This window comes from Micromonospora sp. NPDC050784 (assembly GCF_044456765.1).
GTDB lineage: Bacteria > Actinomycetota > Actinomycetes > Mycobacteriales > Micromonosporaceae > Micromonospora > Micromonospora foliorum.
In genome coordinates this window covers 1-22,780 of sequence record NZ_JBITGG010000038.1, presented here as the reverse complement: position 1 = coordinate 22,780, position 22,780 = coordinate 1, and the positions used below count along the sequence as shown (strand labels likewise).

20 protein-coding genes are annotated in these 22,780 nt (G+C 70.6%); 9 read left to right on the top strand and 11 right to left on the bottom strand.

Translation table 11 applies throughout. The features are described 5' to 3' along the window. Positions 1–145 precede the first annotated feature (145 nt). Together ACIBD9_RS31855 and ACIBD9_RS31850 are read right to left on the bottom strand one after the other, a co-directional pair. Entirely contained in the window at positions 146–667 is a 522-nt protein-coding gene (locus ACIBD9_RS31855) for a class I SAM-dependent methyltransferase (protein ID WP_396723220.1), read from the bottom strand. 257 nt (positions 668–924) lie between these two features. After that, entirely contained in the window at positions 925–4,053 is a 3,129-nt protein-coding gene (locus ACIBD9_RS31850; protein WP_396723216.1) for a S8 family peptidase, read from the bottom strand. A gap of 283 nt (positions 4,054–4,336) precedes the next feature. On the opposite strand from ACIBD9_RS31850, the gene ACIBD9_RS31845 reads away from it, so the two are divergent. The 3 genes from ACIBD9_RS31845 to ACIBD9_RS31835 all read left to right on the top strand — a co-directional run bounded on the left by ACIBD9_RS31845 (position 4,337) and on the right by ACIBD9_RS31835 (position 7,430). Next, positions 4,337–4,837: a sigma-70 family RNA polymerase sigma factor gene (locus ACIBD9_RS31845; protein ID WP_124822440.1), complete on the top strand. Its 501-nt coding sequence runs from the start codon at positions 4,337–4,339 to the stop codon at positions 4,835–4,837. After that, complete coding sequence (locus ACIBD9_RS31840) at positions 4,830–5,525, top strand: hypothetical protein (RefSeq protein WP_396723214.1); 696 nt, start codon at positions 4,830–4,832, stop codon at positions 5,523–5,525. The genes ACIBD9_RS31845 and ACIBD9_RS31840 overlap by 8 nt, the downstream gene beginning before the upstream one ends. Positions 5,526–5,768: 243 nt before the next feature. Then, positions 5,769–7,430: a cellulose binding domain-containing protein gene (locus tag ACIBD9_RS31835; protein ID WP_396723219.1), complete on the top strand. Its 1,662-nt coding sequence runs from the start codon at positions 5,769–5,771 to the stop codon at positions 7,428–7,430. A 70-nt stretch (positions 7,431–7,500) separates the two neighbouring features. Here ACIBD9_RS31835 and ACIBD9_RS31830 read toward each other — a convergent pair whose 3' ends face one another. Continuing rightward, positions 7,501–8,163: a hypothetical protein gene (locus ACIBD9_RS31830; RefSeq protein ID WP_396723212.1), complete on the bottom strand. Its 663-nt coding sequence runs from the start codon at positions 8,161–8,163 to the stop codon at positions 7,501–7,503. Positions 8,164–8,503: 340 nt separating this feature from the next. Between ACIBD9_RS31830 and ACIBD9_RS31825 the strand changes: the two genes are divergently transcribed. The 3 genes from ACIBD9_RS31825 (at position 8,504) to ACIBD9_RS31815 (ending at position 12,850) form a co-directional block, all read left to right on the top strand. After that, complete coding sequence (locus tag ACIBD9_RS31825; protein WP_396723211.1) at positions 8,504–9,562, top strand: HupE/UreJ family protein; 1,059 nt, start codon at positions 8,504–8,506, stop codon at positions 9,560–9,562. A 144-nt stretch (positions 9,563–9,706) separates the two neighbouring features. Then, positions 9,707–11,680: a fibronectin type III domain-containing protein gene (locus tag ACIBD9_RS31820; protein ID WP_396723209.1), complete on the top strand. Its 1,974-nt coding sequence runs from the start codon at positions 9,707–9,709 to the stop codon at positions 11,678–11,680. 90 nt (positions 11,681–11,770) lie between these two features. Then, the gene (locus tag ACIBD9_RS31815) at positions 11,771–12,850 is read left to right on the top strand and encodes a WxL protein peptidoglycan domain-containing protein (RefSeq protein ID WP_396723207.1); all 1,080 of its coding nucleotides are present in this window, start codon (positions 11,771–11,773) and stop codon (positions 12,848–12,850) included. A gap of 12 nt (positions 12,851–12,862) precedes the next feature. On the opposite strand, the gene ACIBD9_RS31810 is transcribed toward ACIBD9_RS31815, so the two are convergent. Then, the gene (locus ACIBD9_RS31810; RefSeq protein WP_396723205.1) at positions 12,863–13,558 is read right to left on the bottom strand and encodes a YoaK family protein; all 696 of its coding nucleotides are present in this window, start codon (positions 13,556–13,558) and stop codon (positions 12,863–12,865) included. 211 nt (positions 13,559–13,769) lie between these two features. Between ACIBD9_RS31810 and ACIBD9_RS31805 the strand changes: the two genes are divergently transcribed. Further along, the gene (locus ACIBD9_RS31805; protein ID WP_396723204.1) at positions 13,770–14,741 is read left to right on the top strand and encodes a zinc-binding alcohol dehydrogenase family protein; all 972 of its coding nucleotides are present in this window, start codon (positions 13,770–13,772) and stop codon (positions 14,739–14,741) included. 4 nt (positions 14,742–14,745) lie between these two features. On the opposite strand, the gene ACIBD9_RS31800 is transcribed toward ACIBD9_RS31805, so the two are convergent. From ACIBD9_RS31800 to ACIBD9_RS31780, 5 genes are all read right to left on the bottom strand, one after another. Continuing rightward, positions 14,746–15,336 carry an HAD family phosphatase gene (locus ACIBD9_RS31800; protein ID WP_112675211.1) on the bottom strand — a complete coding sequence of 197 codons (591 nt, stop codon included), beginning with the start codon at positions 15,334–15,336 and terminating at the stop codon, positions 14,746–14,748. 17 nt (positions 15,337–15,353) lie between these two features. Further along, on the bottom strand, positions 15,354–16,610 hold the full coding sequence (locus ACIBD9_RS31795; RefSeq protein WP_396723202.1) for an RNA polymerase sigma factor: 1,257 nt from the start codon (positions 16,608–16,610) through the stop codon (positions 15,354–15,356). A 2-nt stretch (positions 16,611–16,612) separates the two neighbouring features. Next, the gene (locus tag ACIBD9_RS31790; RefSeq protein WP_396723218.1) at positions 16,613–16,960 is read right to left on the bottom strand and encodes a YciI family protein; all 348 of its coding nucleotides are present in this window, start codon (positions 16,958–16,960) and stop codon (positions 16,613–16,615) included. A 130-nt stretch (positions 16,961–17,090) separates the two neighbouring features. Next, the gene (locus ACIBD9_RS31785; protein WP_396723200.1) at positions 17,091–18,302 is read right to left on the bottom strand and encodes a low temperature requirement protein A; all 1,212 of its coding nucleotides are present in this window, start codon (positions 18,300–18,302) and stop codon (positions 17,091–17,093) included. Between the two features lie 40 nt (positions 18,303–18,342). After that, a complete protein-coding gene (locus ACIBD9_RS31780; RefSeq protein WP_396723198.1) occupies positions 18,343–18,993 on the bottom strand; it encodes a winged helix-turn-helix transcriptional regulator in 651 nt (216 codons plus the stop codon). 72 nt (positions 18,994–19,065) lie between these two features. On the opposite strand from ACIBD9_RS31780, the gene ACIBD9_RS31775 reads away from it, so the two are divergent. Continuing rightward, on the top strand, positions 19,066–19,788 hold the full coding sequence (locus ACIBD9_RS31775) for a hypothetical protein (RefSeq protein ID WP_396723197.1): 723 nt from the start codon (positions 19,066–19,068) through the stop codon (positions 19,786–19,788). Between the two features lie 57 nt (positions 19,789–19,845). Here ACIBD9_RS31775 and trpS read toward each other — a convergent pair whose 3' ends face one another. Then, positions 19,846–20,904, bottom strand: a complete 1,059-nt coding sequence (trpS, locus tag ACIBD9_RS31770) for a tryptophan--tRNA ligase (protein WP_396723195.1) — start codon at positions 20,902–20,904, stop codon at positions 19,846–19,848. 275 nt (positions 20,905–21,179) lie between these two features. Continuing rightward, entirely contained in the window at positions 21,180–21,644 is a 465-nt protein-coding gene (locus ACIBD9_RS31765; protein ID WP_396723193.1) for a PRC-barrel domain-containing protein, read from the bottom strand. A 207-nt stretch (positions 21,645–21,851) separates the two neighbouring features. Between ACIBD9_RS31765 and ACIBD9_RS31760 the strand changes: the two genes are divergently transcribed. Further along, entirely contained in the window at positions 21,852–22,106 is a 255-nt protein-coding gene (locus tag ACIBD9_RS31760) for an SCO4848 family membrane protein (protein WP_396723191.1), read from the top strand. Positions 22,107–22,780 lie beyond the last annotated feature (674 nt).

Below are 22,780 nucleotides of genomic sequence, written 5' to 3'. Positions count from 1 at the left end.
GGGTGGTGGCGTTCCCGGGCGGTTTGGCCGGCCGCGGGTGCGCGCACGTGCCCCCCCCCCCCCCCCCACACCCCCCCCCGGGGGGGGGGGGGGGCCACCCCCCCCCCCCCCCCCGGCTCATGTCGATGCTGTGATCAGCCCCGGCTCACCGGATCGGCGTGCCGGTGACACAGGTCAGCACCTGGCCCCGACCACGTGTGGCGCTCGTTGTGGTCGTGGCGAAACCGTGGGTCTCGAGCAGTGCTTCGGTCGCGGTGAGGTTCGCGGTGGCGTGCGCGGCGGTGGGTCGCTCGCCGAAGACGTAGAGCCGTCCTTGCGGCGCCAGCAGGCTTCGCATCCGAGCGATCTGCTGCGCTGCGTCGCCCAACCAGAAGAGGCTGACGTTCACCGCGAAGATCTTGGTGAAGTGGTCAGTCGGAAGGTCGGCCGACTCGAACCCGGAGCGCCGGATCTCGGCTCTGCCGGCGTCGATGTGGCTCAGGTTCCGTTGCGTCGCGAGCCGGACCATCGTCGCGGCGCGGTCGATGGCGACGATCCGGCCGGTCGTGAGGTGGCCGGCGACCAGGGAGACGGCCGCTCCCCGACCGCACCCGATCTCCAGCACCTGGTCGTCGGGTGCGACAACCATCGTCTGCACCGCCCAGCGCTGTCGATGGGCGGCCGTCACCCGTTCGTTCGCCGCGGGCGTCGTGCCAGCGCTGGGCGAACCCGGGTCGCGGGTCGAAAGAGTGGACCTCACGACGTCACTCGCCGGTGCCTTCTCTGCTCACACCCCTGATTCCACCCTCTCCGCGGAGTCGGTGCACCGTGTCCTCGGTCACCGCGCCGGTTCGACAGGTACGACCACAGCGATCAGTGCACGGGCACTGAGGTCCGGGCCGGGGCGGCGGCTCAAGCGGCCGCCACCCCGGTCCAGGCAGTGCGTCAGGCGATCCGATAGGCCCGCTGGATCGTCTGGGTGACCGTGTTGCCGGCGGTGTCGGTGGCGGTCAGTCGCAGCGAGACGAACCCGGCCCGGCGCGGATGACTGATCAGGGCGACGTTCCGGAGCACCGGCAACGCGACCCACGTCCGGCCGTCGTCGAACGACGCGGACACGCCGAGTGTGCGGTTGGGGGCGGCCTGCGAGCCGGCCTGCCGGTCCAGCGCCACCGGGATCGTCATGATCCGGCCGGTCCGTGCCGTGTTGGTGTCGTCGAGCACGGGCGTCGGCCGGGCCGTGGTCAGGGGCAACCGCTCCGGCGACGTGGTGTGCGCCGAGGTGAAGGTCCAGGCCGCCGAGACCGACGTCGACAGGGTGTCCGGGGCGTCTCGGGTGGCGGTCGCCTCCAGACGGTAGGTGGCCTTCCCGGCGGGCACCGCGAACTCGGCCCACGGGCTGTCCGAGGTGCCGATCTCCTTACCGTCGCGCAGTAGCCGGAACCGCACCGGCCGGTCGTCGCGGCTCGCGGGGCGACCGGTCGCGTCGCCGAACAGGGGCACCGACGCGATCGAGATGGTGTCGCCGTCGCGGCCCGCGTACCCAAGCGGTGACAGGGCCGGCGCCTGGGCCACGGTGGGCCCGAAGGGCGCCGCGTTCCAGGTCTGGGTGTAGGTACGGCCGGCCGTGAAGGTGGAATCCTGCGTCGTGGAGTTGTCCCCCTCAAGGAACGTGGACGTCCAGACGATGCCGCCGTCGGTGTTGTAGTACTCGGTGCCCTTGAACGGCAGGTCGACAGGCGTGTTCGACCCGATCGGGCCCGCGCCTCCGGGCGCCGACGCGCGGTGGAACCGCACGGCCGTCGCCGTCGTGGACTGGCTCCGGTAGGTCGTCCTGACGGTGGCCAGGTTCCTGGGCGACAGCTTCCGGGTCAGGCCGGTGAACATGTCGCCCTTGTCGACGTACGCCAGGTCGTAGGTGTAGGGGCTGTTCCGGAAGGTGCCGTCCTTGCCCGGCCGTGCGAGCCCGACGCCCAGCGTCGCGGTGAACTCGGGTGCCGCGACGGCGGGCCCGAGCCGGCCGAAGAAGACGTCCGCGAAGGACACCCCGCTGAGTTGCACGCCCGGGTAGCGCAAGCCGTCGTCCCAGTTGGCGCTCACGTTGATCGAGATCGGCGCGGCGTCGCGCTGCGGCACGGTCAACGCGACCGGCTTGGCGCTACGGGCGTCGACCGCCTCGGTGACCGGACCACGGACATCCAGGACCGGCTGTGCGAGCAGGGTCGACACGCCACCCTCGTGGATCGTGCTGTACAGCGCGTAACGACCCTTGGGCAGCCGCAGGACGCCACCGCCCGGTGTCGCGGCGAGGGTGCTGAACTCGCCGGTGGTCAGGTTCGCCGCCACGGTCGTGTACTCGGTGGCCGGTTTGCCGTCGCGTCCGGTGTGGTCGAGCCGTACGTCGTAGCTCTCGATCTCACGGTTCAGCACGAAGGGCGTCCGTACCCGCAGGTCGCCGGCGCCGGTCGCGGTCAGCGCCCCCTGGTAGACGCCGTCCGGGGCGTCCACCCGGGTGTTCACCGTGATCGTCGCCTGGGCGCGGCCACCGGCCGGCACCACCAGCGTGGCCGGGCTGACGGTGAGCATGCCGGCCGGGGCCGGAGCGATGGCCAGCGTCAGGGTGACCGGCGCGGTGCCCGTGTTGCGGTAGCCGACGACCTGGGTGATCGGACTGTCGTCGGCGTGCGGCCAACGCTGCACCGGAAAGTCGATGGCGGCGATGTCGGTGGCGACCGGCTGGGCGACCGCGCGGGCGATGTCCACCCGGCCGGCGCCCTGCTCGTAGATGGTGTCCTCGCCGGTCGGCTTGGCCGAGTCCATCAGGGCGGCCTTGAGCTGCGGGCCGGTCCATTCCGGGTGCTGCCCGGCGAGGATCGCGGCGGTGCCGGCCACGTGTGGTGTCGCCATCGACGTACCCGACATGGTGGCGTAGTCACCGCCAGGGGCGGCGGCCACGATGTCGACGCCGGGCGCGCTGATCTCGGGCTTGATGTGGTTGTCGCCGACGCGCGGGCCCCGGCTGGAGAAGTAGGCGCGCTGGTCGTCGGCGTCCACGGCGGCGACCGCGAGGGCGTCGTCGGCGGAGGCCGGCGAGGAGACCGACTTCGGCTTCCCCTCGTTGCCGGCCGCGACCACGAAGAGGGTGCCGTACCGGTGGCTCAGCTCCTGGACCGCGGTCTCCAGCGGGTCCAGGCCAGGCGCGTCGTCGCCGCCCACGCTCAGGTTGACCACAGGGGTCTGCGGCGCGAGCCACTGCATGCCGGTGATGATGTCCGAGTCCTGGCATTCGGTGGTGGCGCAGACCTTGCCGACGAGCAGCTTCGCTCCGGGCGCCACCCCGCGGTACCGGCCACCGGAGGCGGCACCGCTGCCGACGATCGTCGACGCCACATGGGTGCCGTGGCCGACCGAGTCGCTGGGGTCGTTGCCGCCGGTGAAGTCGCGGACCTCGGTGAGGTGCCCGGCGAAGTCGGGGTGAGTGGCGTCGATTCCGGTGTCCAGCACGCCGACGGTGATGCCTGTGCCGTCGAAACCGGCCTGCCAGGCCGCCGGGGCACCGATCTGCGGCACGCTGCGATCGAGGGAAACCGTGCGCTTGCCGTCCAGCCAGACGTGGGTGACCCCCGCGGTGAGGGTGCGCGCGGACGACGTACCCCGGGTGAGCGACGCCCAGAGCGTCACCCGGTCGTTCCGGTCCGCCCGCACCGCGAGCGCGTGCGCGGCCGGGAGATCGGCCCGCACCCGCCCGGCACCCCCGGTGGTCGCGGTCCGCGCCCGCGCCGCCATGTTCTCGGGGTACGCGACCAGCAGCGGCAGCTCGGCCGCCCGGTCGTCGTAGCCGAACTCGCCGAGCGTGGTGAGGTCGAACAGACGTCGATCCAGCCGCCCATCCCGCACCAGAGGCATCGCGTCCACCGGGATGACGTACTGGTGGCCGTCCTCCCGGCTGCTCACGAACCGCATCGCGGCCCGACCCGGCCCGCGCTGGATCTGCGGGCGACCCGCCGCGTCCAGCGAAACCCGGTCCCCGGTGATCAGGGTGAAGGTTCCGTGGGCTCCGGGGGCCGTGGCCATCGGCTTCTCCTGCGCGTTCGCAGGTTGGGCGGTCAGGCCCGCCGCAACCAGCGCGGTCGCGAGTACGCCGGCTGTCAGGGCGCGTCGTTGCCGTCGTCGCACATCGTCCTCTCCGCCACGGGCGTCTCCCGGGTCGGCACGATGACGTCTGGCCAGGTCGTTAGGTTGATCACTCCGGTGTGACGGAGGCCACAATCTCCCCCCGCGCCGACGCGGCCCGTCCACCCGGACGAGTTCCATGCGGCGGTGACCAGGGGACGAGGCATGGGAGGGCACCGGTCGGATGCGTGACGCCGAAGAGTTCGACGCCCTCTACGCGGCCTGTGCGGGTCGGGTCGTGGGTCACGTGTACGCGCTCACCGGCAACCGCGCCGAGGCGGAGGACGCCGTCGCCGAGGCGTTCATGCGGGCCTGGCAGCGGTGGCGGACGGTGCGGGAGACGGACAGTCCGGAGGCGTGGGTCCGCCGGGTGGCCTCCCGGATCGCGGTGAGCAGTTGGCGCAAGGCGTTCAACCGGGTACGCGCACACCGCCGGGCGGCGGTCGACCAGGGTGTACCCGGACTCAACGAGGACCACGTCGCACTGTTGCAGGCGCTGCAACGGCTGAGTGCCAACGAGCGGCGGGCCGTGGTGCTGCACCACCTCAACGATCTCAGCGTCGCGGAGGTGGCAGCCGAGATGCAGGCCCCGGTCGGAACCGTGAAGACGTACCTCGCCCGTGGTCGGAGAGCGATGGCCGGGTTGCTGACCGATGCGCACCAGGAGGAGACCTCCCATGGCTGATCCGCGCGACGATCTCACGGCGATCACCGACGAGGTCCGGCGAGTCACCACGCTGCCCGGGGCGCAGACGTTGCGACACCGCAGCGACAGGCGTCGGCGACGTCGGGCGGCAGTCGGCGCGGCGGCACTGGCCGTGGTGGCCGTCGCCGCCGGCACCACTCTGTCGCAGGTGCGGAACGACGTCGAGACGCCGGATGTCGGCCCGGCCACCCAGGTCGTGCCGCCCGTGGTCCCGTCCTCGACCGCCTCGGCGGGACCGCAGGAGATCCTCGGCGGCCGGCGGCAGGTCCAGATCGTGCTGCCCGGCATGCGCGGGGCCACGTTGGCGATCGACCGCGACGGCGATCAGGTGCGGGCCACCACCGAACAGGGCATCGACGGCCGGGCGCTGTGGGTGCTGCGCCCGGAGGGCGACAGGTACCGGATCCTGCTGGCGTCCGGTGCCAACGCGATCTGCATGACCGTGGTGCACGACGCCGCGCCGGGCAGCGTACGCGGCCGGGCGTGTGATGACGCCGCCTCGACGCAGCTCTTCCGGATCGATCAGGTGCCCGACGGCAGCTACTCGATCTTCCAGGGGAAGCGCTACGTCCAGGTGGTTGACGGCACCAACGCCCTGGTTCCCGACCTGCCCGAGGGGCTGACCACCACGTACGAGTTCGAGGATCGCGGGCCCGCCCGGCGCTGACTGTCGAAACCTTTCCGATATCTGGTGCGGGGTCATCGGCGGTCCTACCCGCGCCCCCGGGCGGAGAGACGCCCAGCGGCGGGGTTGAGGGGTCGACTGAAACGGTGGGGAGGTATCGAAAGTTTCGGTAAAATATTGACACTTGGCGATCGCAGCGCCCAAGCTTTACGTGGCTGGCATTCGTGATCATTGATCACGTTTCGTTCCTTCCTTTCCATCACCACTCGGAAGGAGAGCCCCGTGATCATCAGCTCGGGCCGCTCTAGGACCCGTTCGGCGGTCGTCGCGCTCGCGTTAGCAGCGCTCACGGTCGCCGGATCGGTATCGGTAGTAACACGAACCACCGACGCTCAAGCCGCCGTGGGCCCGCTGGCCTCGGCAGTGGAGGACGAGGGCGCCGACTGCGCCGTGTCCGGCCTGCCGGACCTGGGCTCGCTGCCGACCAACGCCAAGCTTCCCGACCCTTTCAAGAAGCTGAACGGCACGACCATCAGCTCCAAGTCCGACTGGCGCTGCCGACGGGCGGAGATCAAGGAGCTTGCCGAGAAGTTCGTCTTCGGCGACAAGCCCGCGAAGCCCGCCACCGTCACGGGAACGGTGTCCAGCAGCACCGTCACCGTCAACGTGTCACACAACGGCAGGAGCTCCAGCTTCTCGGCGCGGGTCGAGCTGCCCAGCGGCACCGGTCCCTTCCCGGCCGTCGTGGTCGTCGGCGGGTTCGGCGCGGACACGGCCACCATCAAGGCCGCCGGCGCCGCCGTGATCAGCTACGACCCGTTGGCAGTTGGCCGGGAGGGCACCCCTCGGAACAACAAGCAGGGCGCGTTCTACAGCATCTACGGTTCGTCGAGCAGCACGGGACTCCTTGCCGCCTGGGGCTGGGGCGTCAGCCGCATCATCGACGTCGTCGAACAGTCCGACGGCAGAATCCTGAGGGCGGACGTGATGGGCGTCACCGGCTGCTCCCGTTACGGCAAGGGCGCCTTCGCGATCGGTGTGTTCGACCAGCGCATCGCCCTGACCATGCCGATCGAATCGGGCAGCGCGGGCGTCCCCATCTTCCGGGGCATCCCCGGTGAGGGCGCGCAGAGCCTGAGCAGCGCGTACGGGGAGCAACCCTGGCTGGGCGACGCGTTCGGCTCGTTCACCGGCAGCCCGAACCGGCTCCCGGTGGACACGCACGAGATGGTCGCCATGGTGGCACCGCGTGGGCTGTTCATCATGGACAACCCGCACATCGCCAACCTCGGCCCCCGGTCGGCTAGCGTGGCGGCCCTGGGCGGTGCGGAGGTCTACCGGGCGCTCGGCGCCGGTGACAACATCACCTACTGGTCCGACGTGCAGGACGGCAGCCACTGCGCCAACCGCCCCGAGTGGCGTACCCCATTGCAGAACAACATCCGGAAGTTCCTGCTGGAGACCGGCAACGAGCCCGGTGTGATCCGGATTTCCAGTAGGGCGCTCGGTCGGTTGGCCGACTGGCGGGACTGGCCGACACCGGTCCTGGCGGACGGCCCGACGACCCCGCCCCCGACGAGCCCGCCTCCGACCACCCCACCGCCGACGACGCCGCCCCCGACCACCCCATTGCCGACGACGCCGCCGCCGACCGGTGCCGGCTGTGCGGCGACGGTGTCGGTCAACCAGTGGACCGGCGGCTTCGTCGCCACGGTGCGGGTGACCGCCGGCGCCGCACCGGTCAACGGCTGGACGGTCGGCATGACGTTGCCGTCGGGCGCCAGCATCACCAGCATCTGGGGCGCCAACCGGAGCGGCAGCACCGGGGCCGTCCAGTTCACCAATGTCGCCTACAACGGCTCCATCGCAGCCGGGCAGTCGACCGAGTTCGGTTACCAGGGCAGCGGCACCGGGACGGGGATGGTCCCCACCTGCTCGGCCGCGTGACGTCCAGGCCCGGTGCGGAGGTCGCAAGCCTCCGCGCCGGGCCGTGCGGCTCCGAGGCGGAGCCCGAGCGTCAGAGCCAGACCACGATCCCGGTCAGGTCGTTGAGGACGGCGGCCACGCCCGCCCGGATGGCCGCCGCGCAGCGGTCCGCGGTGAACGAGTTCGGGTCGTACGTCGAGGACATGCCGAGGCCCTCGCCACGGAACGACGCGCCATCCCAGTCGACCGCGGTGACGTTGTGGGTGGGCTCGGCCAGTTCCGCGCCGACCACGAGGAACTTCTCGTCCAGGTGGTTCGGGGTGACCAGCGCGAGCCCGTCGATGAGGTCGTTGCCCGCGCTCACGATGAGGTCCGGGCCCATCTCCATCGCCTTGGCGATGCTGGGAACGGCGTCGTGCGCGTTCCCGACGACGATGGTCCTCAGGTCGACGTGCTCGTCGTCGGCCCACTCCTTGACCGCCGCCACGAGCGTCTTGGTCGGGTTGTCCGCGCCGCTGCTCAGCAGGACCACCCGGTAGTCCTTCGGCGGGTGGACGCCGGCCCACGAGCCGGGCTGCGGGGTGATGGTCGCCTCCGGCGCGGGCTTCGTGGCGGGGTCGACGAACCCCGGGCCGAGAGTGCCGATGGCGCTGGGCGCCGGACGTGGCTCGGACCAGTCGTCGCTGGAGTTGCAGGCGGTGACCAGCGCGGCGGTCGCGGCCAGCAGGGCGACGGCCCGAAGCGGGGGGCGCAAGGTGATCGTCCTCCGGGTGGTGGCGGAAAGTGCGCGTACTTCTTGGTATTCCTATCTCAAGTCCGGTCACCGGTAATCGGTGGGCGGTCGTTCGGGGCTGTTGTTCTCCGGCGGTTCGTCGGCGCGCGGGTTGGTGTTCACCCACGACATGCAACGTGCACTGGCCAACCGAGGGAGTCGAATGTCAGGCCGTATCCGCCGTACCGTTTTCGTGGCCGCTGTCGGGTTCGCCGCAGCGGTGGTTCCCTTTCTGGGGGCCGAACCGGCGTCCGCGCACGGTTTCTCGTCGACTGTGTACGCGAAAATTGCGGCGGGAGACGAGGGTCACATTCGGACCGGGGTGGAGCTCGAATACGACCTTCTCGTCGTGTCCGCCGCGGATGCCGGCGACGACGACCCGCTCTTCCAGGTGGGAACCGCCGCGTTCGAGGCGGGCGACACCGCTGCCCAGGCCGCCGCCCTGAAGAGTCACGCGTCGGCGGTTCTCGGGTACGTCTCCGACCGGTTCTCGGTGACTTCCCGGGGTGCGGCCTGCCAGCCGACCCAGGTGGGTGACGCGACGATCGGCGAGCGCGAGGGCGTGCCGTACGCGAACCTACTGCTGGACTGGACCTGCCCCGAGCGGGTCGACGAGCACGTGGTGCGCAGCGGGCTCTTCCCGGACGACGAGGGCTACGTCAAGGGCACGAAGACGATCGTCACCTACGAGATCGACGGCCGTTCGGGCAGCGCGGCGCTCGACGCCGCCAACCCGTCCTTCTCCACCGCGCAGGCCTGGTACCAGCGGTTCGGCGAGTTCTTCCTCCTGGGCGCCGAGCATCTGCTGACCGGGATCGACCACATCCTGTTCCTGCTGGCGCTCATCGCCGGGTCGCGGCGGCTCCGGGAGATCGTGCTGGCGGCCACCAGCTTCACCCTGGCGCACTCGGTGACGTTCATGCTCGCCGCGCTCGGCCTGGTCGAGGTGCCGGGGGCGGTCGTGGAGCCGGTCATCGCGTTGTCGATCGCCGTCGTCGCCGGCTGGCACCTGTGGGGGATCTGGCGGCGTGGCGAGCACGCGGCCGACCTGGAGACGGCGGGGCGCGGGCACTTCAGCCTGGATCGGGCCGGCTGGATCCGCCTCGGTGTGGTGTTCTGCTTCGGCCTCGTACACGGTCTGGGCTTCGCGGGTGCACTGGGCATCGACGAGGCGTGGTCGTGGACCCTGCTGTGGTCGCTGCTGGTGTTCAACGTCGGCATCGAGGTCGTTCAGTTGACGATTATCGCTGTCGTCTTCCCGCTGCTGTTCGTGCTGCGCCGTCGTGCGCCGAAAGCCGGCCTCTGGGCGACCGGGGCCGTTTCCGCAGCCGTGTCCATTATGGGGCTGATCTGGTTTGTGCAGCGCGTTTCTGGATCATGAGCAGGGCTAAGTAGTTCGTGAAGTGCAGTCTTTCGCAAGATCACGTTCATGGTCGGTTCATCGGGCGGCGAAAGCGTGGAATTGCTTCCCCAGCGTCGGGTGAAGGCACAATCCATTTCTCTATTTGAAAAGGGAACAATGTCGATGACATTGAGCACCTCGACACGGGCCTCCGCGCTCGTGCGGCGGCGCCTGGTCGCCGGGGTCGCAGCCGGGTTCCTGGGAATGGGCGCGGCCCTCGGCAGTGGCCTGATGGCCACCGCGAACGCGGCCGAGTCCACCACGATCACCGGTGTGGTCCTCGGCGTCGGCGCCAACGAGACCCAGCGCATCGTGAGCTGGTACTCCTCCGCCGACACCGCGCAGAAGATCCAACTCGCCCCGACCGCCGAGATCATCAACGGCGAGTTCCCGGCCAGCGCGGTCAGCTTCGACGCCGTTGGTGCGGCGAACACCTCCACCACCGGGTTCAACCGGCACGCCACGATCAGCAACCTGCGCGAGAAGACGGCGTACTCGTACCGGGTCGGTGCCGAGGGCAGCTGGTCCCCGGCGTACGCCTTCAAGACGCAGGACTTCGAGGGCGACTACGACTTCCTCTTCTTCGGCGACCCGCAGATCGGCTCCTCCGGTGACCGGCTGAAGGACCAGGCCGGCTGGGAGGACACCCTGAAGGTCGCCACCGCGGCCAACCCGAACGCCGAGCTGCTGGTGTCCGCCGGTGACCACGTCGAGAGCGCCAACGACGAGGGTCAGTGGACCTCGTTCCTGGCCCCCGACCAGCTGCGTCAGATCCCCCTGGTCGCCACCATCGGTAACCACGACGTCGGCGGCAAGTCCTACGAGCAGCACCACTTCACCCCGAACACCGACCGCTCGTCCCAGTACTACAACGGGGACCAGGCGACCCGGTCCGGCGGCGACTACTGGTTCATCCACAAGGATGTGCTGTTCATCGACCTGAACAGCAACAGCTACGCCAACCCGGCGGACGGCTCCGCCGGCGGCGACGCGGCGCACGTCGCGTACGTCACCGACGTCATCAACAAGCACGGCTCCGAGGCCAAGTGGAAGGTGCTGGTCTACCACCACTCCATCTACTCGCCGGCCAGCCACGCGACCGACACGGACAACAAGCAGCGGCGGGAGGACTTCACCACCGCGTTCTCCAACCTCGGCGTCGACATGGTGCTGCAGGGCCACGACCACAGCTACTCGCGCAGCTACTCCATCAAGAACGGCCAGAAGGAGAACCCGGCCGAGAAGCCGGGTGCTGCCGACGTGTTCCCCGGCCCGGGTGGCGTCATCTACGTGACGGCCAACTCGGCCTCCGGCTCGAAGTACTACGACATCAAGAAGCCGGACACCACCGGCACGGGCATCCGCGGCAACGGCCCGGACCCGCTGGACGCGGACAAGTACTGGTACAACTCCGTGCAGAACCAGGAGCACGTCCGTAGCTACGTCAAGGTGCAGGTTCGCGGCGACAGGCTCGTTCTCGCGAACGTCCGCAGCGGCACCTGCGCGGCACCGAACGCGGCCGTCGAGAAGGGCCTCTCCTGCGTCAACACCCCGGACGGTCAGCCGGTCGGCTCGATCGTCGACAACGTGACCGTGCACCCGTTCCACGGTGACGGCCAGGCCATCCAGGTCAACGTGCCGAACCCGGCCCCGGGCGAGTTCGGCTGGACGATCGACGGCTACAACGGTCTGGTCGACCTGGGTACCGCGCAGGAGCGCGACGGCGCCTACTTCCAGGCCAACGGCAAGATCAACCCGATCCTCGTGTCGGACAGCCGTCGCTCGCTCGCCCCGTGGTCGATCTCGGCCAACGTCGGTGACTTCCAGGACGCCGACAAGAAGTTCGCCGGCTCCTACCTCGGTTGGACCCCGTACGTGCTCGACGCCGGCGCGGGCGCCGAGGCCGGTGCCCCGGTCCTGTCGTCGCTCGACGACCAGGGCAAGGGCCTCTCGGTCTCCAGCGCGCTCGCCGCGGCCGCGCAGGGTCACCCGCGCGGCGGCGCCAAGCTCGGCGCTGACCTGGACCTGAAGATCCCGGACAGCATCGCGAAGGGCAGCTACCGCACCACCCTCACGATCACTGCCCTGAGCAGCTGACCGAACAGTTCCGTCGGCGGGGTAGGCACCTTCGGGTGTCTACCCCGCCACCCATTTGCCATCCGTCCAAGATCACTTCAAGGAACCGACATGCAACCGTCCGTCACGCGCTGGAAGACCACGCCCGCCGCACTCCTCCGTACGACCGCACTGTCCCTGCTCGCCGTCGTCGCGGCCGTCGGTGTCGGTGCCGGTCCCGCCCTGGCCGCGGACGGCAACGTCGCCTGGACGGTCCGGACGGCCTCCAACGGTTACGGCGAGGCCCGCTCCAGCTACAGCTACAACGTCAACCCGGGTGGTGCCGTCGAGGACGCCATGGTCGTGGCCAACCGCGGCCCGGCACCGCTGACCCTCTCCGTGTACGCGGCCGACGGCTTCACCACCGACGCCGGCCAGCTCGACCTGCTCACCAAGGACAAGAAGTCCATCGCGATCGGCGCCTGGGTGAAGCCGAACGCCGGCAGCGTCGTGATCCAGCCCGGAAAGACAGCCCAGGTCCCCTTCACGGTAGGTGTTCCGGAGAACGCCACGCCCGGGGACTACGTCGGTGGCATCCTCACCACGCTGACCCAGGCCGACCAGGCGGAGGGGATCAACGTCGACCGGCGCCTCGGGATCCGGATCAAGTTGCGGGTGGGCGGCGAGCTGAAGCCGAACCTCGCGATCGAGAACCTCCACGTCGGATACGCCGGACCGACCAACCCGTTCGGCAAGGGTGACGCCACCATCACCTACAAGATCCACAACGTCGGCAACGCGGCCCTGTCCGGTAAGCAGGCGGTGACCGTCTCGGGCCCGTTCGGCCTGCTGCGGGTGCGGGCCGAGGACGTCGCCGCGCCGCCGGAGCTGCTTCCGGGTGAGAGCTGGGACGTGACGGTGCCCGTGCACGGGGTGGCGCCCGCCATCTCGCTGGCCGCGACCGCGACCCTGACACCCCTGCTCACCGACGCCTCGGGCTCCACCACCCCGCTCAAGGCGGTCCAGGTCACCGCGCACGGCTGGGCCCTGCCCTGGATGCTGGTGCTCGCGCTCGTCGTGCTGATCGCCGTGCTCGTCGGGGCGTACCTGTACCGGCGCCGCAACCAGGCGCAGCGCAAGGCGCGCGAGGACGCCCGCGTACGCGACGCCGTCGAGCAGGCGCTTCGTGGCCCGGAACCGCAGACCTCCTGATCCCGGCTTCGGTCAACTCGGCTGGCGTCGGCCGGCGGCGGTTCTCGCCAGCTGGGTCAGGCCGATCGCGAACGCGATCACGGCGACCACCAGCACCGCCGCCGGCACGGATGCCCAGGTCGGGGCCGTACGCAGCACCACCGTGCCGAGCACGGCACCGACCACCAGCCCCGCCAGCCGGCCGACGCCACCCACGTCGGCGAACCGGTGCGGGTCGACGACACGACGCCGGACCAACTCGGTCAGCGAGCCGGTCAGGTAGGTGGTCGACGCACCCCGTACGCCGGCGGCCACGGTGATCACACTCTGGATGCCGCTCGACACGGCCGCCATCGCCAGCAGCACGAGCCCGAAGCCGTACCCCGGGCGGGCCGAGCAGGCCAACCAGCCCACCGTGAAACCGAGCAGCAGCACCGCCTCGGCCGACGTCACCACCGCGGTACGGCGGTTCCAACCCGGTGGGGTGTGGCGCAGCGGCACCGTGGCAGCGGCCACGCCGACCGCGTACCCGCCAACCGCCACCACCGCCCCGGCCAGCGAGCGGGTGTCGGCGGTGGCGAGCGCGTGGCCGAAGTGCACCAGATTGCCGGTGACCACGCTGGCGAAGTAGCCGTTGAGCCTGGTCAGACAGAGCACGTCGAGGCAGCCGGAGGCCGCGGCCAGCGCGACCAGGAGCCAGGCCGTGGCCCGCGTCGACGGAGCGTGCACGATGCCCCTTCCGTCGGTCCTGCGGCCAGCGCGGCGCGCCGGGCGTCCGGCGCGGTACGCCGGACATTCCCGTGCCCGCCCCGGCTACGCCCGGCCAGTCCCGCCGAGCGTGGTGTTCGTCCTTGTGGGTGAACGACGCTCGGCTCCGGGCCACGCCTGTGTCCGAGCCGGCATGCTGCGACGGTGACGCCGGCACGGAGAGGGAATCCACATGGTTGACGGGGATGTGCCAGAGCGGATGCAGGCCGCGGCCTTGGACGAGTTCGGCGGTCCGGAGGTGATCACCCTGCGGAAGCTGCCGATCCCGCAGGTCGCCGACGACGAGGTGCTGATCAGGGTCCTGAGCGCCGGCGTCGGGGTGTGGGACGTGTACGAGCGCGAGGGTGTGCTGGTGCCGGAGGGCTCGGCGCTCCCGATCGTGCCCGGCTCCGACGGTGCCGGAACCGTCATCGCGGCCGGCAGCAAGGTGACCAACGTGGGGGTGGGCGACCTCGTCTACGTCTCCGCCACCACGCGGCCGAAGGGCGGCTTCTACGCCGAGTACGCGTCGGTCAAGGCGGAGTACGCGGCGAAGGTGCCCGATGGTGTGCCCGCCGAGCACGCCGGTGCGATGCCCACCGACGCGCTGACCGCGCTGGCCGGGCTCGACGCGCTCAGCCTGTCCGCCGGCGCCTGGCTGTTGATCTTCGGTGCGAGCGGCGGTCAGGGCCACCTGGCCGTGCAGTTGGCGAAGCGGCAGGGACTGAACGTGGTCGCCGTGGCGTCCGGGGCGGACGGCGTCGCGCTGGTGACCCGGCTGGGCGCCGACGTGTCCCTCGACGGCCACGGCGACATGACCGACGTGCTGGCCCGGATCCGGGACGCGGCGCCGGGCGGGGTGAACGCCATCCTGGCGATGGCCGGCGGCGCGACGCTGGACCGGCTCACCGAGGCGCTGGCCGATGGCGGGGTGGTCGCGTTCGCCCACGGGGTGCGGCCGGAGCCGCAGGAACGGCCGGGCGTCATGGTCCGCCCGTACGACGGCGAATCGAGCCCTCGACAGTTGCAGCGCCTCAACGAACTCATCGAGGCGGGACCGTTCGTGGTGCACGTCGCGGAGAAGTTTCCGCTGGGCAAGGTGCGGGATGCGCACCAGCGCCTACAGACCTCCTACGCCGGCAAGCTCCTGCTGACGGTGGCCTGAGACGTCAGGGCGTGCGCTGCTGCGGCACGCGTACCGATGCCATGCCGGCCGCCGTCGCGGCCTGGATGCCCAGGTCGGTGTCCTCGAACACCAGGCAGGACTCCGGGGGTACGCCGAGCTGCTCCGCCGCGAGCAGGAACGCCTCCGGGTCGGGCTTGGCCCGGGTGTAGTCGTCGGCGCAGACCAGCACGTCGAACCGGTCCAGCAGGCCGAGCGCGTCCAGGGAGGCGGTGACCGACGCGCGGGTGCTGCCCGAGACGACGGCGAACGGGACCCGCCGGTGCGCGTCGTGGATGTGCGCCAGCACCTCGGGCACGGCGGCGAGCTGCGGCAGCAATTCCTGGTAGTAGCTCTCCCGGCGCTCGACGACCGCCGCCACCGGCATGGCCAGACCCTGCTGCTCGTTCAGCGCGACGATGATGTCGGCCGTGGGCCGCCCACCCCAGGCGTAGAAGAGGTCCTCCGGGAACTCGCAGCCCCACTCCTCAAGCGCCCGCTGCCAGGCCAGGTAGTGCAACGGCATCGAGTCGACGATGGTGCCGTCGCAGTCGAACAGGTACGCGGCGAACGGCCCGGGAGGCAGAGGCAGACTCACCCGGGGAAGGGTACAGCTCACTCGGTCGAAACGGATCGCAACTGTCTGAGCAGGTACGCGCGCTCCGGTTCGGTGCCCACCAGCGTCAACGCGCTGCGGTACGCGGCCGCGGCCTCGTCGTACCGGCCGAGCCGGCGCAGCAGGTCGGCCCGCGCCGCCGGATAGGGATGGTGGCCGCGCAGGCGCGGATCGTCGGCCAACTCGTCGAGCAGGGCGAGCCCCGCCTCCGGCCCGTCCCGCATGGCCACCGCGGCGGCCCGGTTGAGCGCCACGATCGGTGAGGGCACCAGGCCGAGCAGCACATCGTAGAGCGCCACCACCTGCGGCCAGTCGGTGCTGGCCACGTCGGCGGCCTCGTCGTGCAGCGCGGCGATGGCGGCCTGTACCCCGTACGGGCCGGGCGCTCGGCCGGTCAGCGCCACTACCACCAGAGCCCGCCCCTCCTCGATCATCGGACGGTCCCAGCGTCCGCGGTCCTGGTCGTCGAGGAGGACCATGGCGCCGTCCGGCCCGGTACGCGCGTCGCGTCTGGCGTGGACCAGCAGCATCAGGCCGAGCAGCCCGGCGACCTCCCGTTCGGCGGGTAGCAGTCGACGCAGGATCCGACCCAGCCGAATGGCCTCCTCGGCCAGGTCGGTCCGTTGCAGATCCGGGCCGGAGCTGGCCGCGTACCCCTCGGTGAAGACCGAGTAGACGGCCTGGAGCACCGTGGGCAGGCGACCGGGCAGCTCGTCCGGGCCCGGCACCCGGAACGGGATGCGTGCGTCGCGGATCTTCCGTTTGGCGCGGACGAGTCGCTGGGCCATGGTGGCGGGCGGCACCAGGAAGGCCCGCGCGACCTCGGTGGTGGTGAGGCCGGCCAGGAACCGCAGGGTGAGTGCGCCGCGATCCTGCGCGGCCAGGGCCGGGTGCGCGCAGGTGAAGAAGAGCGCCAGCCGGTCGTCGGGCAGGTCAGGGTCCGCGTCGGCGGGCGGGGCGTGGTCGGCCCGCTCGGCCTCCGCCCGGAGTACGGCGAGCCGCGTCGCCAGCACCCGGTCCCGACGCAGACGGTCCACGGCTCGCCGTCGAGCGGTGGTGAGCAGCCAGGCGCCCGGCCGGCTCGGGACGCCGTCGGTCGGCCAGTGCACAAGCGCCGCCTCGATGGCCTCCGAGGCGACCTCCTCGGCCAGGTCGAGGTCGCCGAAGCGGCGCACCAGCGAGGCGAGCAGTCGGCCGCGTTCCTCCCGGAACACCGCCTCCACCGACGACCCGACGGCTGCCCCCTCACCCGGCACGGTCAGACCTGCACGTCGATCTCGAAGATCGGACGGACCTGGACCGAGCCGGTGCCGACGGCCCCGGGGCTGCGGGCCGCCCAGTCCAGCGCGGCGTCGAGGTCCGGCACGTCGATGACGTCGTACCCGCCGAGCAGCTCACGGGTCTCGGCGAACGGCCCGTCGGTGATCGTGCGCTCGCCGTCCGGGCCCACCTGCACGGTGGTGCAGGTGGTCAGGTCCTGCAAGGGATGCCCGGAGACCCAGACCCCGGCGTCCTTCATCTCCCGGTCGTAGCGGATCCAGTCCTCGAAGCTGCACCCGTTGTCGACGACCTCACCGTCGACCATGGGGCTCATGAACAGCAGCATGTACTTCACGTTCGGCTCCTCTCGGTGCGGCGTGTCGCCGTACAGCATGACGACGAACGCGGACCGCGGTTATCGACACGGCGCGTCAGGTTCTTTTCGTGCTCGGGCTGCACCGGAGGCGCGGAGGCGCTCACGAAGGACCCGGCTGTGCCGGCTCGGGTCGTTCGTCGCGTCGGTCCATCCGCCGCTCGAACCAGGTCACCCCGATCAGGAAGGCGGTCAGCAGGGTGAGCGCCGCCAGTGGCGGCAGGGACCGGCCGATCGGCAGCAGGGGCAGCGGCAGCAGCGCGGCGGCGACCTGCGTCGGGTACACCGCGCGAAGGGTCAGCCGACGGAAGGCCAACCTGCTGAGCAGGTAGAGGGCTGTGCCGCCGTAGAGCGCGGTCGCGGCCTCCCAGCCCAGCCGGCCGGGATGCGTCGACTCCTCGGTGAGCTGGGCGATCACCTCCTCGATGCCGAGCGCGACATAGATGGCACCGATGATCAGCGGGGAGTGCCCGATGCCGTACGCGTCGCCGGCCACGCTGGCCCGCCGCTCACCCGGCACGTTGCTGACGGCCTTGCGCGCGGCGGGTGCCAGCCGGTCGAAGTAGAGCCACCACAGGCAGACCGTGCTGGTGAGACCGAGCAGCGCGGCCAGCACGGCCACACCGACCGGTGCCATCGTCCGTGGCCCTTCGCCGGCCGAGATCAACGACTCGCCCAGCGCGATGATGAGCACCAGGCCGAACCGCTCGGTGAAGTGGTCCACGCTGCCCAGTTGCCACGGCCGGAAGGCCGACGCGATCCGCGAGCCGCCGATGTCCACAAGCAACGCGGCCGTCCAGAGCGCCGTCTGGGCCACGCCGCCGAGCAGCGCGCCGGCGATCAGCGGGAGCCACGCCAGGATCACCGGCACGCTGAAGAAGCGCAGCGTCGAGCGCAGCGGTGGGTTCGTCGCGCTCACCCAGAACAGGATCACGAGCTGCACCGCGCGGCCGACCACGTAGGCCAGGGCGATGGTGAACGGCGCGTCGAACAACCCCGGGCTCTGGTGCCAGGCGTCCGGCAGCACCAGCGCGGCCACGAATATCGCCGCCATCGCGACCAGGGTGGCCGCGCGGACCAGGCCGACGTCCGGCCGCACCAGGTTCCCCACCCAGGTGTAGGGGCCCCAGGAGTAGAGCAGCAGGAGCAGGAGGAGTAGCCCCTGGGCCAGGGTGAGCGCGCTCGGCGACCCCGCCATGAACGTGATGACCCGGGTGAGGGCGAAGACGAAGACCAGGTCGAAGAAGATCTCGAACATCGTGGTCCGGTGGGTCACCCCCGCCCGCACCGGATGAATGCCGAAAATCCTCCTCATCCTCGCATTCTGCGCCAGATGGGCCGGCGGTTCACCTGGTCTACTCGCCCGGCGCCGCTCCGAAGAGCCTGAAGAACCGCTCGGCCGCCCCGATGTCGCCGTGCACCTCGATGTCGCCCGCCGAGACCGCCGATGGCAGCGGTGTGCCGCCGAACATCAGGTCCCGCAGCGCTCTCACCGTGCCGGTGACCGCGACATCGACCTGGCCCGACCGACCACGGGCCACGCTGATCCCACTCGGCGTCACCCCCACCTCGAAGGCGTCGGTGCCCACCTGCAACCGAAGTCGAGCGGTCATCGGCGCGCCGGTCGGTGGCCGGTAGAGGGCCTTGAGCAGCAGCATGAACGCGTCCGTGCTCATCTCGACGTCCGGCTCCGCGGGTAGGCCGGCGCCCCACCGCGACAGCTCGATCAGCGTCGGCTCCAGTTGCTGACCGCGTTCCGTCAGCTCGTACGCGTGCACGCTGGCCGGCGGCCCGAGCTGCACCCGCCGGACGATGCCGGACTGCTCCAGCTCCCGAAGGCGCTGGCTGAGCACGTTCTGGCTGGCCTTCGGCAGGCCGGCCCGCAGATCACCGAAACGCTTCGGGCCGAAGACCAGCTCTCGGACGATCAACAGCGCCCAGCGCTCGCCGACGATGTCCATCGTGCGCGCCGCCCCGCAGGCGTCCTGGTAAGTCCGCTGAGTCACATCGCCATCGTAGTCGACGTCCACCGGCCAGTGCTAATGTCGAATCGTCTAGTCCTAACTTAGGAGTAAGTCATGGATGCACTGCTCGCCAAGGTCATCGAACGACACGGCGGCCTCGACCGCTGGAACACCGCCTCGACCCTCACCACCCGGCTCACCTACGGCGGCCCGTTCTGGGCGTTCAAGGGAAGACCCGACTTCGACGGCACCGAACTGGTCGAGGCCGACCTGCACCGGGAACGGATCCGCCACGTCCAGGAGGGCACCGGCCGGGTCACCGAGTACGACAGCGACACCGACCGGGTCACCGTCACCGCGGCCGACGGCAGCCTGATCGACGAGCTGACGAACCCCCGGGCGAGCTTTGCCGGCTACACCGGGGACAGCCAGTGGACGCTCGCCCAGGCGGCCTACTTCCGTGGCTACGCCACCTGGCACTATCTCGTCGAGCCGTTCCTGTTCACCTGGCCAGGCGTCGAGGCGCACGAGATCGAGCCGTGGACGGAGGACGGCGAGTCGTGGCGCGTACTGCGCGTCACGTTCCCCGAGAGCGTGCACACCCACACCGACACCCAGCTGTACTACTTCGACGACGGCGGGCTGCTGCGGCGCATGGACTACCAGCCGGTGGTCAACGGCTCCTCCCCGGTCGCGCACTTCGTCAGCGGAGCCACCGAGGTCGACGGGCTGGTCGTGCCGACGCGACGCCGGATCCACATCCGCCAGGAGGACCGCACCCCGGACCTCTCCTGGACGCCGATCACCCTGGACCTGGCTGACGTCCGGATCCGCTGAGAACGCGGCGGTTTCACAGCGGACCCGGCGTCACGCCGCCGACTGGACGCCCCGGCCTCAGGTCGAGGCGTCCGTCCGGCGCCGGCTCCGCTCAGCCCGCCGCCGCAGCTGCTGGTACGCGCCGGTCAGCCCCATCGCCCGGCGTACCTCGAGCACGGTCTGGCGTACCTCCTGGCGGGTCCGTTCCGTGCCCTCGACGATCAGCCGGTCGACCAGACCTCGGTCGGCTTCGATCTCGGCCCGACGCTGCCGGATCGGCGCCAGGAACCCCTCCAGCGCGACGACCAGCCGTTCCTTGACCTCCACGTCACCCACGCGCCCGGCCCGGTACCGCCGGGCCAGGTCGGTCACCTCGTCACGGTCCGGATTGAAAACCTCGTGGTACGCGAACACCGGGTTGCCCTCCACCGTGCCCGGCACGTCGGCCCGCACCCGGTTCGGGTCGGTGTACATGCCCAGCACCTTGCGACGCACCGTCGCCGCGTCGTCGGAGAGCGCGATCGAGTTACCCCGGCTCTTGCTCATCTTGGCGGCGCCGTCGGTGCCCACCAGGCTCGGTGTGTCTGCCGGGATCAGCTCGGGCACCGGGAAGACCGGGCCGTACAGGTGGTTGAACCGTCGGGCGATCTCCCTGGTCACCTCGACGTGCGCGGCGTTGTCCCGGCCGACCGGGACCACCTCCCCCTTGACGCAGAGGATGTCCGCGGCCTGGAGCACGGGGTAACCCAGCAGCCCGTACGGCATCTCCTCCTTGCCGGCGTCGCGGGCCATGTCCTTGAGCGAGGGCACCCGTTCCAGCCGGGGAACGGTCACCAGGTTCTGCAGGAGGGTGTTGAGGTCGCCGACCTCGGGGATGGCCGACTGGAGGTAGAAGGTGGCCCGGTCCGGGTCGACCCCGGCGGCGAGGATGTCGGTCACCATCTCGCGGGCGTTGCCGGAAACCTGGTCGATGTCCTCCCGACGGTTGCGGGTGGTGAGCATGTGCAGGTCGGCGATGATGAAGAAGCTCTTGTAGCGCCGGTGCAGCCGTACCCGGTTGGCGATGCTGCCGACGTAGTGGCCGAGGTGCAGGCGGCCGGTGGGCCGGTCGCCGGTGAGCATTCGTGCGACGGACATGGTGGTGCCTCTCGTTGTCCGAGGGTGGGTGACGCGTGGGCGCGCGCCGAGCAGGGCGGGCTCAGCCCTGCTCGGTCAGCGGGATCGACTCAGCGAGTCGCCCGCCATCGCGCGCCGGCGCGAAACCGCAGACCACCGGCACGGAGGACGTTCAGAAGTTGCTCACGGCCATCGCCGGAGCTGGTCGGGATTTCGGGCACGGCACCGAGAAAGCGGCCGTCGACCAGGTCGACCGCCTCGGATGCGCAGTTGCCCGTCCGGACCACGGCCTCACATTACCTGCGGTCCGCTGCCGGAGGGGACAGGTAGCTGTCGGCGTAGTAGGTGCCGACCCGTTCCCAGTACTCCTGGTCGGCCGAGTCCGGATCGAACGCCGGCGCGTCCTTGATCTCCTGGCGGGTCCGGTCGACGTGCACGACGCGTTCCTGATGATCCACCCGGGCCACCGTCCCGGCCGGCAGCAACACCTTCTGGCCGAAGATCCAGGGCCCGGTGTCCACCACCAGGTGCCCGGCGTCCGCCTCGTCGCTGGTCTCGTCGATGGTGCCGATGCGCCCGTCGCTCGCCTGCACCTGATAGCCAACGAGGTCGACAGGTGTGCCCGGGCCGGGCGCGTCCGGGCCGTCGTGCCCACCCTCTTTGCCGTCCGCCGGGGTGGCCGAGGGCGTGGCCTGGGTGTAGCCGCCGGTCAGGGCGGACGGATCACGCCAGGCCCAGGGATTGAAGCTCGACGGTGGCATGGGGCACCTCCAGGGGACGGTCCTCAGCTGTCCTCCTTCGCAGTGCCCATCCCACTGATGCCGGAAACGGCCTGCGCGCTGTACCTCGGTGCTCTGGTCCCGGTGTGGCGTGCACTGCGATGGCATGAGCCGCGGGGCGGCGGTCGACGAGGGCCGGTGTTCGCGCCGCCGGCCTGGTGAGCGGGGGCGCTGGCATACTCGGCTGCCATGGTGCTGTCGCGAGGGTGGGCTGTCTTCCTGGTCGGAGTCGGCGTCTGGACCTGGGTGATCTGGCCTAGGTTCGCGGTGGCCATCTGGCAGGACCCACGGTCCTGGGCGTCCGGCAGGGTGGCCGACGGCTCGGCCACCAGCTTTCTGTGGGTGCACGCGCTGCTGATCGCCGCGTCTCTGGCAATCGGCACCACCGTTGGCGTCCTCGGCATCCGGGCCTGGCTCGCCGCCCGGCGACGGCAGGCGTCCTGATCGCCGCCGTCCACTCCTGCTGATCGGCGGTCGGCGCCCCACCGCTGGTAGTCGCCGAGCCCCAGTTGCTGTCGGACCGGGTCTGACCTGGGGAAACCGTTCGGGCGGACGAATGTGACGCGCGCCGCTACCCGTGGATTTGACGATCAAACCCGCAGACGCGTAACTTTCTCTCTGCCAGCGCGGAACGGGGCAAACGGGACGAAGGTCCTGGGGGCACCGGAACGGGATGGCAACCGGGTCAAGCAGGGGTTCACTCCTGCGGGACGCGGTCCGGGCGGGGCTTGCCGGATCGGCCGCGAGGCGGATTTGGTGCGGCGAAGCCGACCGGGTAAGGTTCACGACCGGCAGGGAACCGGGCGAGACTGCGGGAAACCGCAGCGGCCGGTCTGCCGAATCCGACGACCTGACGCAGCGGTTCGCTGCTGCGTGAGTGCGCCGGCGCTGACCCGTACGAAGCATGACAGACCGGGACACACGGTTTGACACGGCGAAGACGGTGAGGTAACGTAGTAAAAGTGCCCGGCGCGAGAGCGGCGGGGACGCGGTACGAAAAGCCCCGGTTGGGGTTCCACTGTGGTGGGGCTTCTGGTCGGTGTGTGGTTGTTCTTTGAGAACTCAACAGGGTGCTTGTAAAGCCAGTGCCAATTATGATTTATACCCCGGACTGGTCA

Excerpts from the sequence above, each read along its gene's own strand:
- ACIBD9_RS31850 (WP_396723216.1), bottom strand. The coding sequence starts at position 4,053 with ATGGCCACGGCCCCCGGAGCCCACGGAACCTTCACCCTGATCACCGGG.
- ACIBD9_RS31845 (WP_124822440.1), top strand. The coding sequence starts at position 4,337 with ATGCGTGACGCCGAAGAGTTCGACGCCCTCTACGCGGCCTGTGCGGGT.
- ACIBD9_RS31840 (WP_396723214.1), top strand. The coding sequence starts at position 4,830 with ATGGCTGATCCGCGCGACGATCTCACGGCGATCACCGACGAGGTCCGG.
- ACIBD9_RS31820 (WP_396723209.1), top strand. The coding sequence starts at position 9,707 with ATGACATTGAGCACCTCGACACGGGCCTCCGCGCTCGTGCGGCGGCGC.
- ACIBD9_RS31815 (WP_396723207.1), top strand. The coding sequence starts at position 11,771 with ATGCAACCGTCCGTCACGCGCTGGAAGACCACGCCCGCCGCACTCCTC.
- ACIBD9_RS31805 (WP_396723204.1), top strand. The coding sequence starts at position 13,770 with ATGGTTGACGGGGATGTGCCAGAGCGGATGCAGGCCGCGGCCTTGGAC.
- ACIBD9_RS31790 (WP_396723218.1), bottom strand. The coding sequence starts at position 16,960 with ATGCTGCTGTTCATGAGCCCCATGGTCGACGGTGAGGTCGTCGACAAC.
- ACIBD9_RS31785 (WP_396723200.1), bottom strand. The coding sequence starts at position 18,302 with ATGAGGAGGATTTTCGGCATTCATCCGGTGCGGGCGGGGGTGACCCAC.
- ACIBD9_RS31775 (WP_396723197.1), top strand. The coding sequence starts at position 19,066 with ATGGATGCACTGCTCGCCAAGGTCATCGAACGACACGGCGGCCTCGAC.
- trpS (WP_396723195.1), bottom strand. The coding sequence starts at position 20,904 with ATGTCCGTCGCACGAATGCTCACCGGCGACCGGCCCACCGGCCGCCTG.
- ACIBD9_RS31765 (WP_396723193.1), bottom strand. The coding sequence starts at position 21,644 with ATGCCACCGTCGAGCTTCAATCCCTGGGCCTGGCGTGATCCGTCCGCC.
- ACIBD9_RS31760 (WP_396723191.1), top strand. The coding sequence starts at position 21,852 with ATGGTGCTGTCGCGAGGGTGGGCTGTCTTCCTGGTCGGAGTCGGCGTC.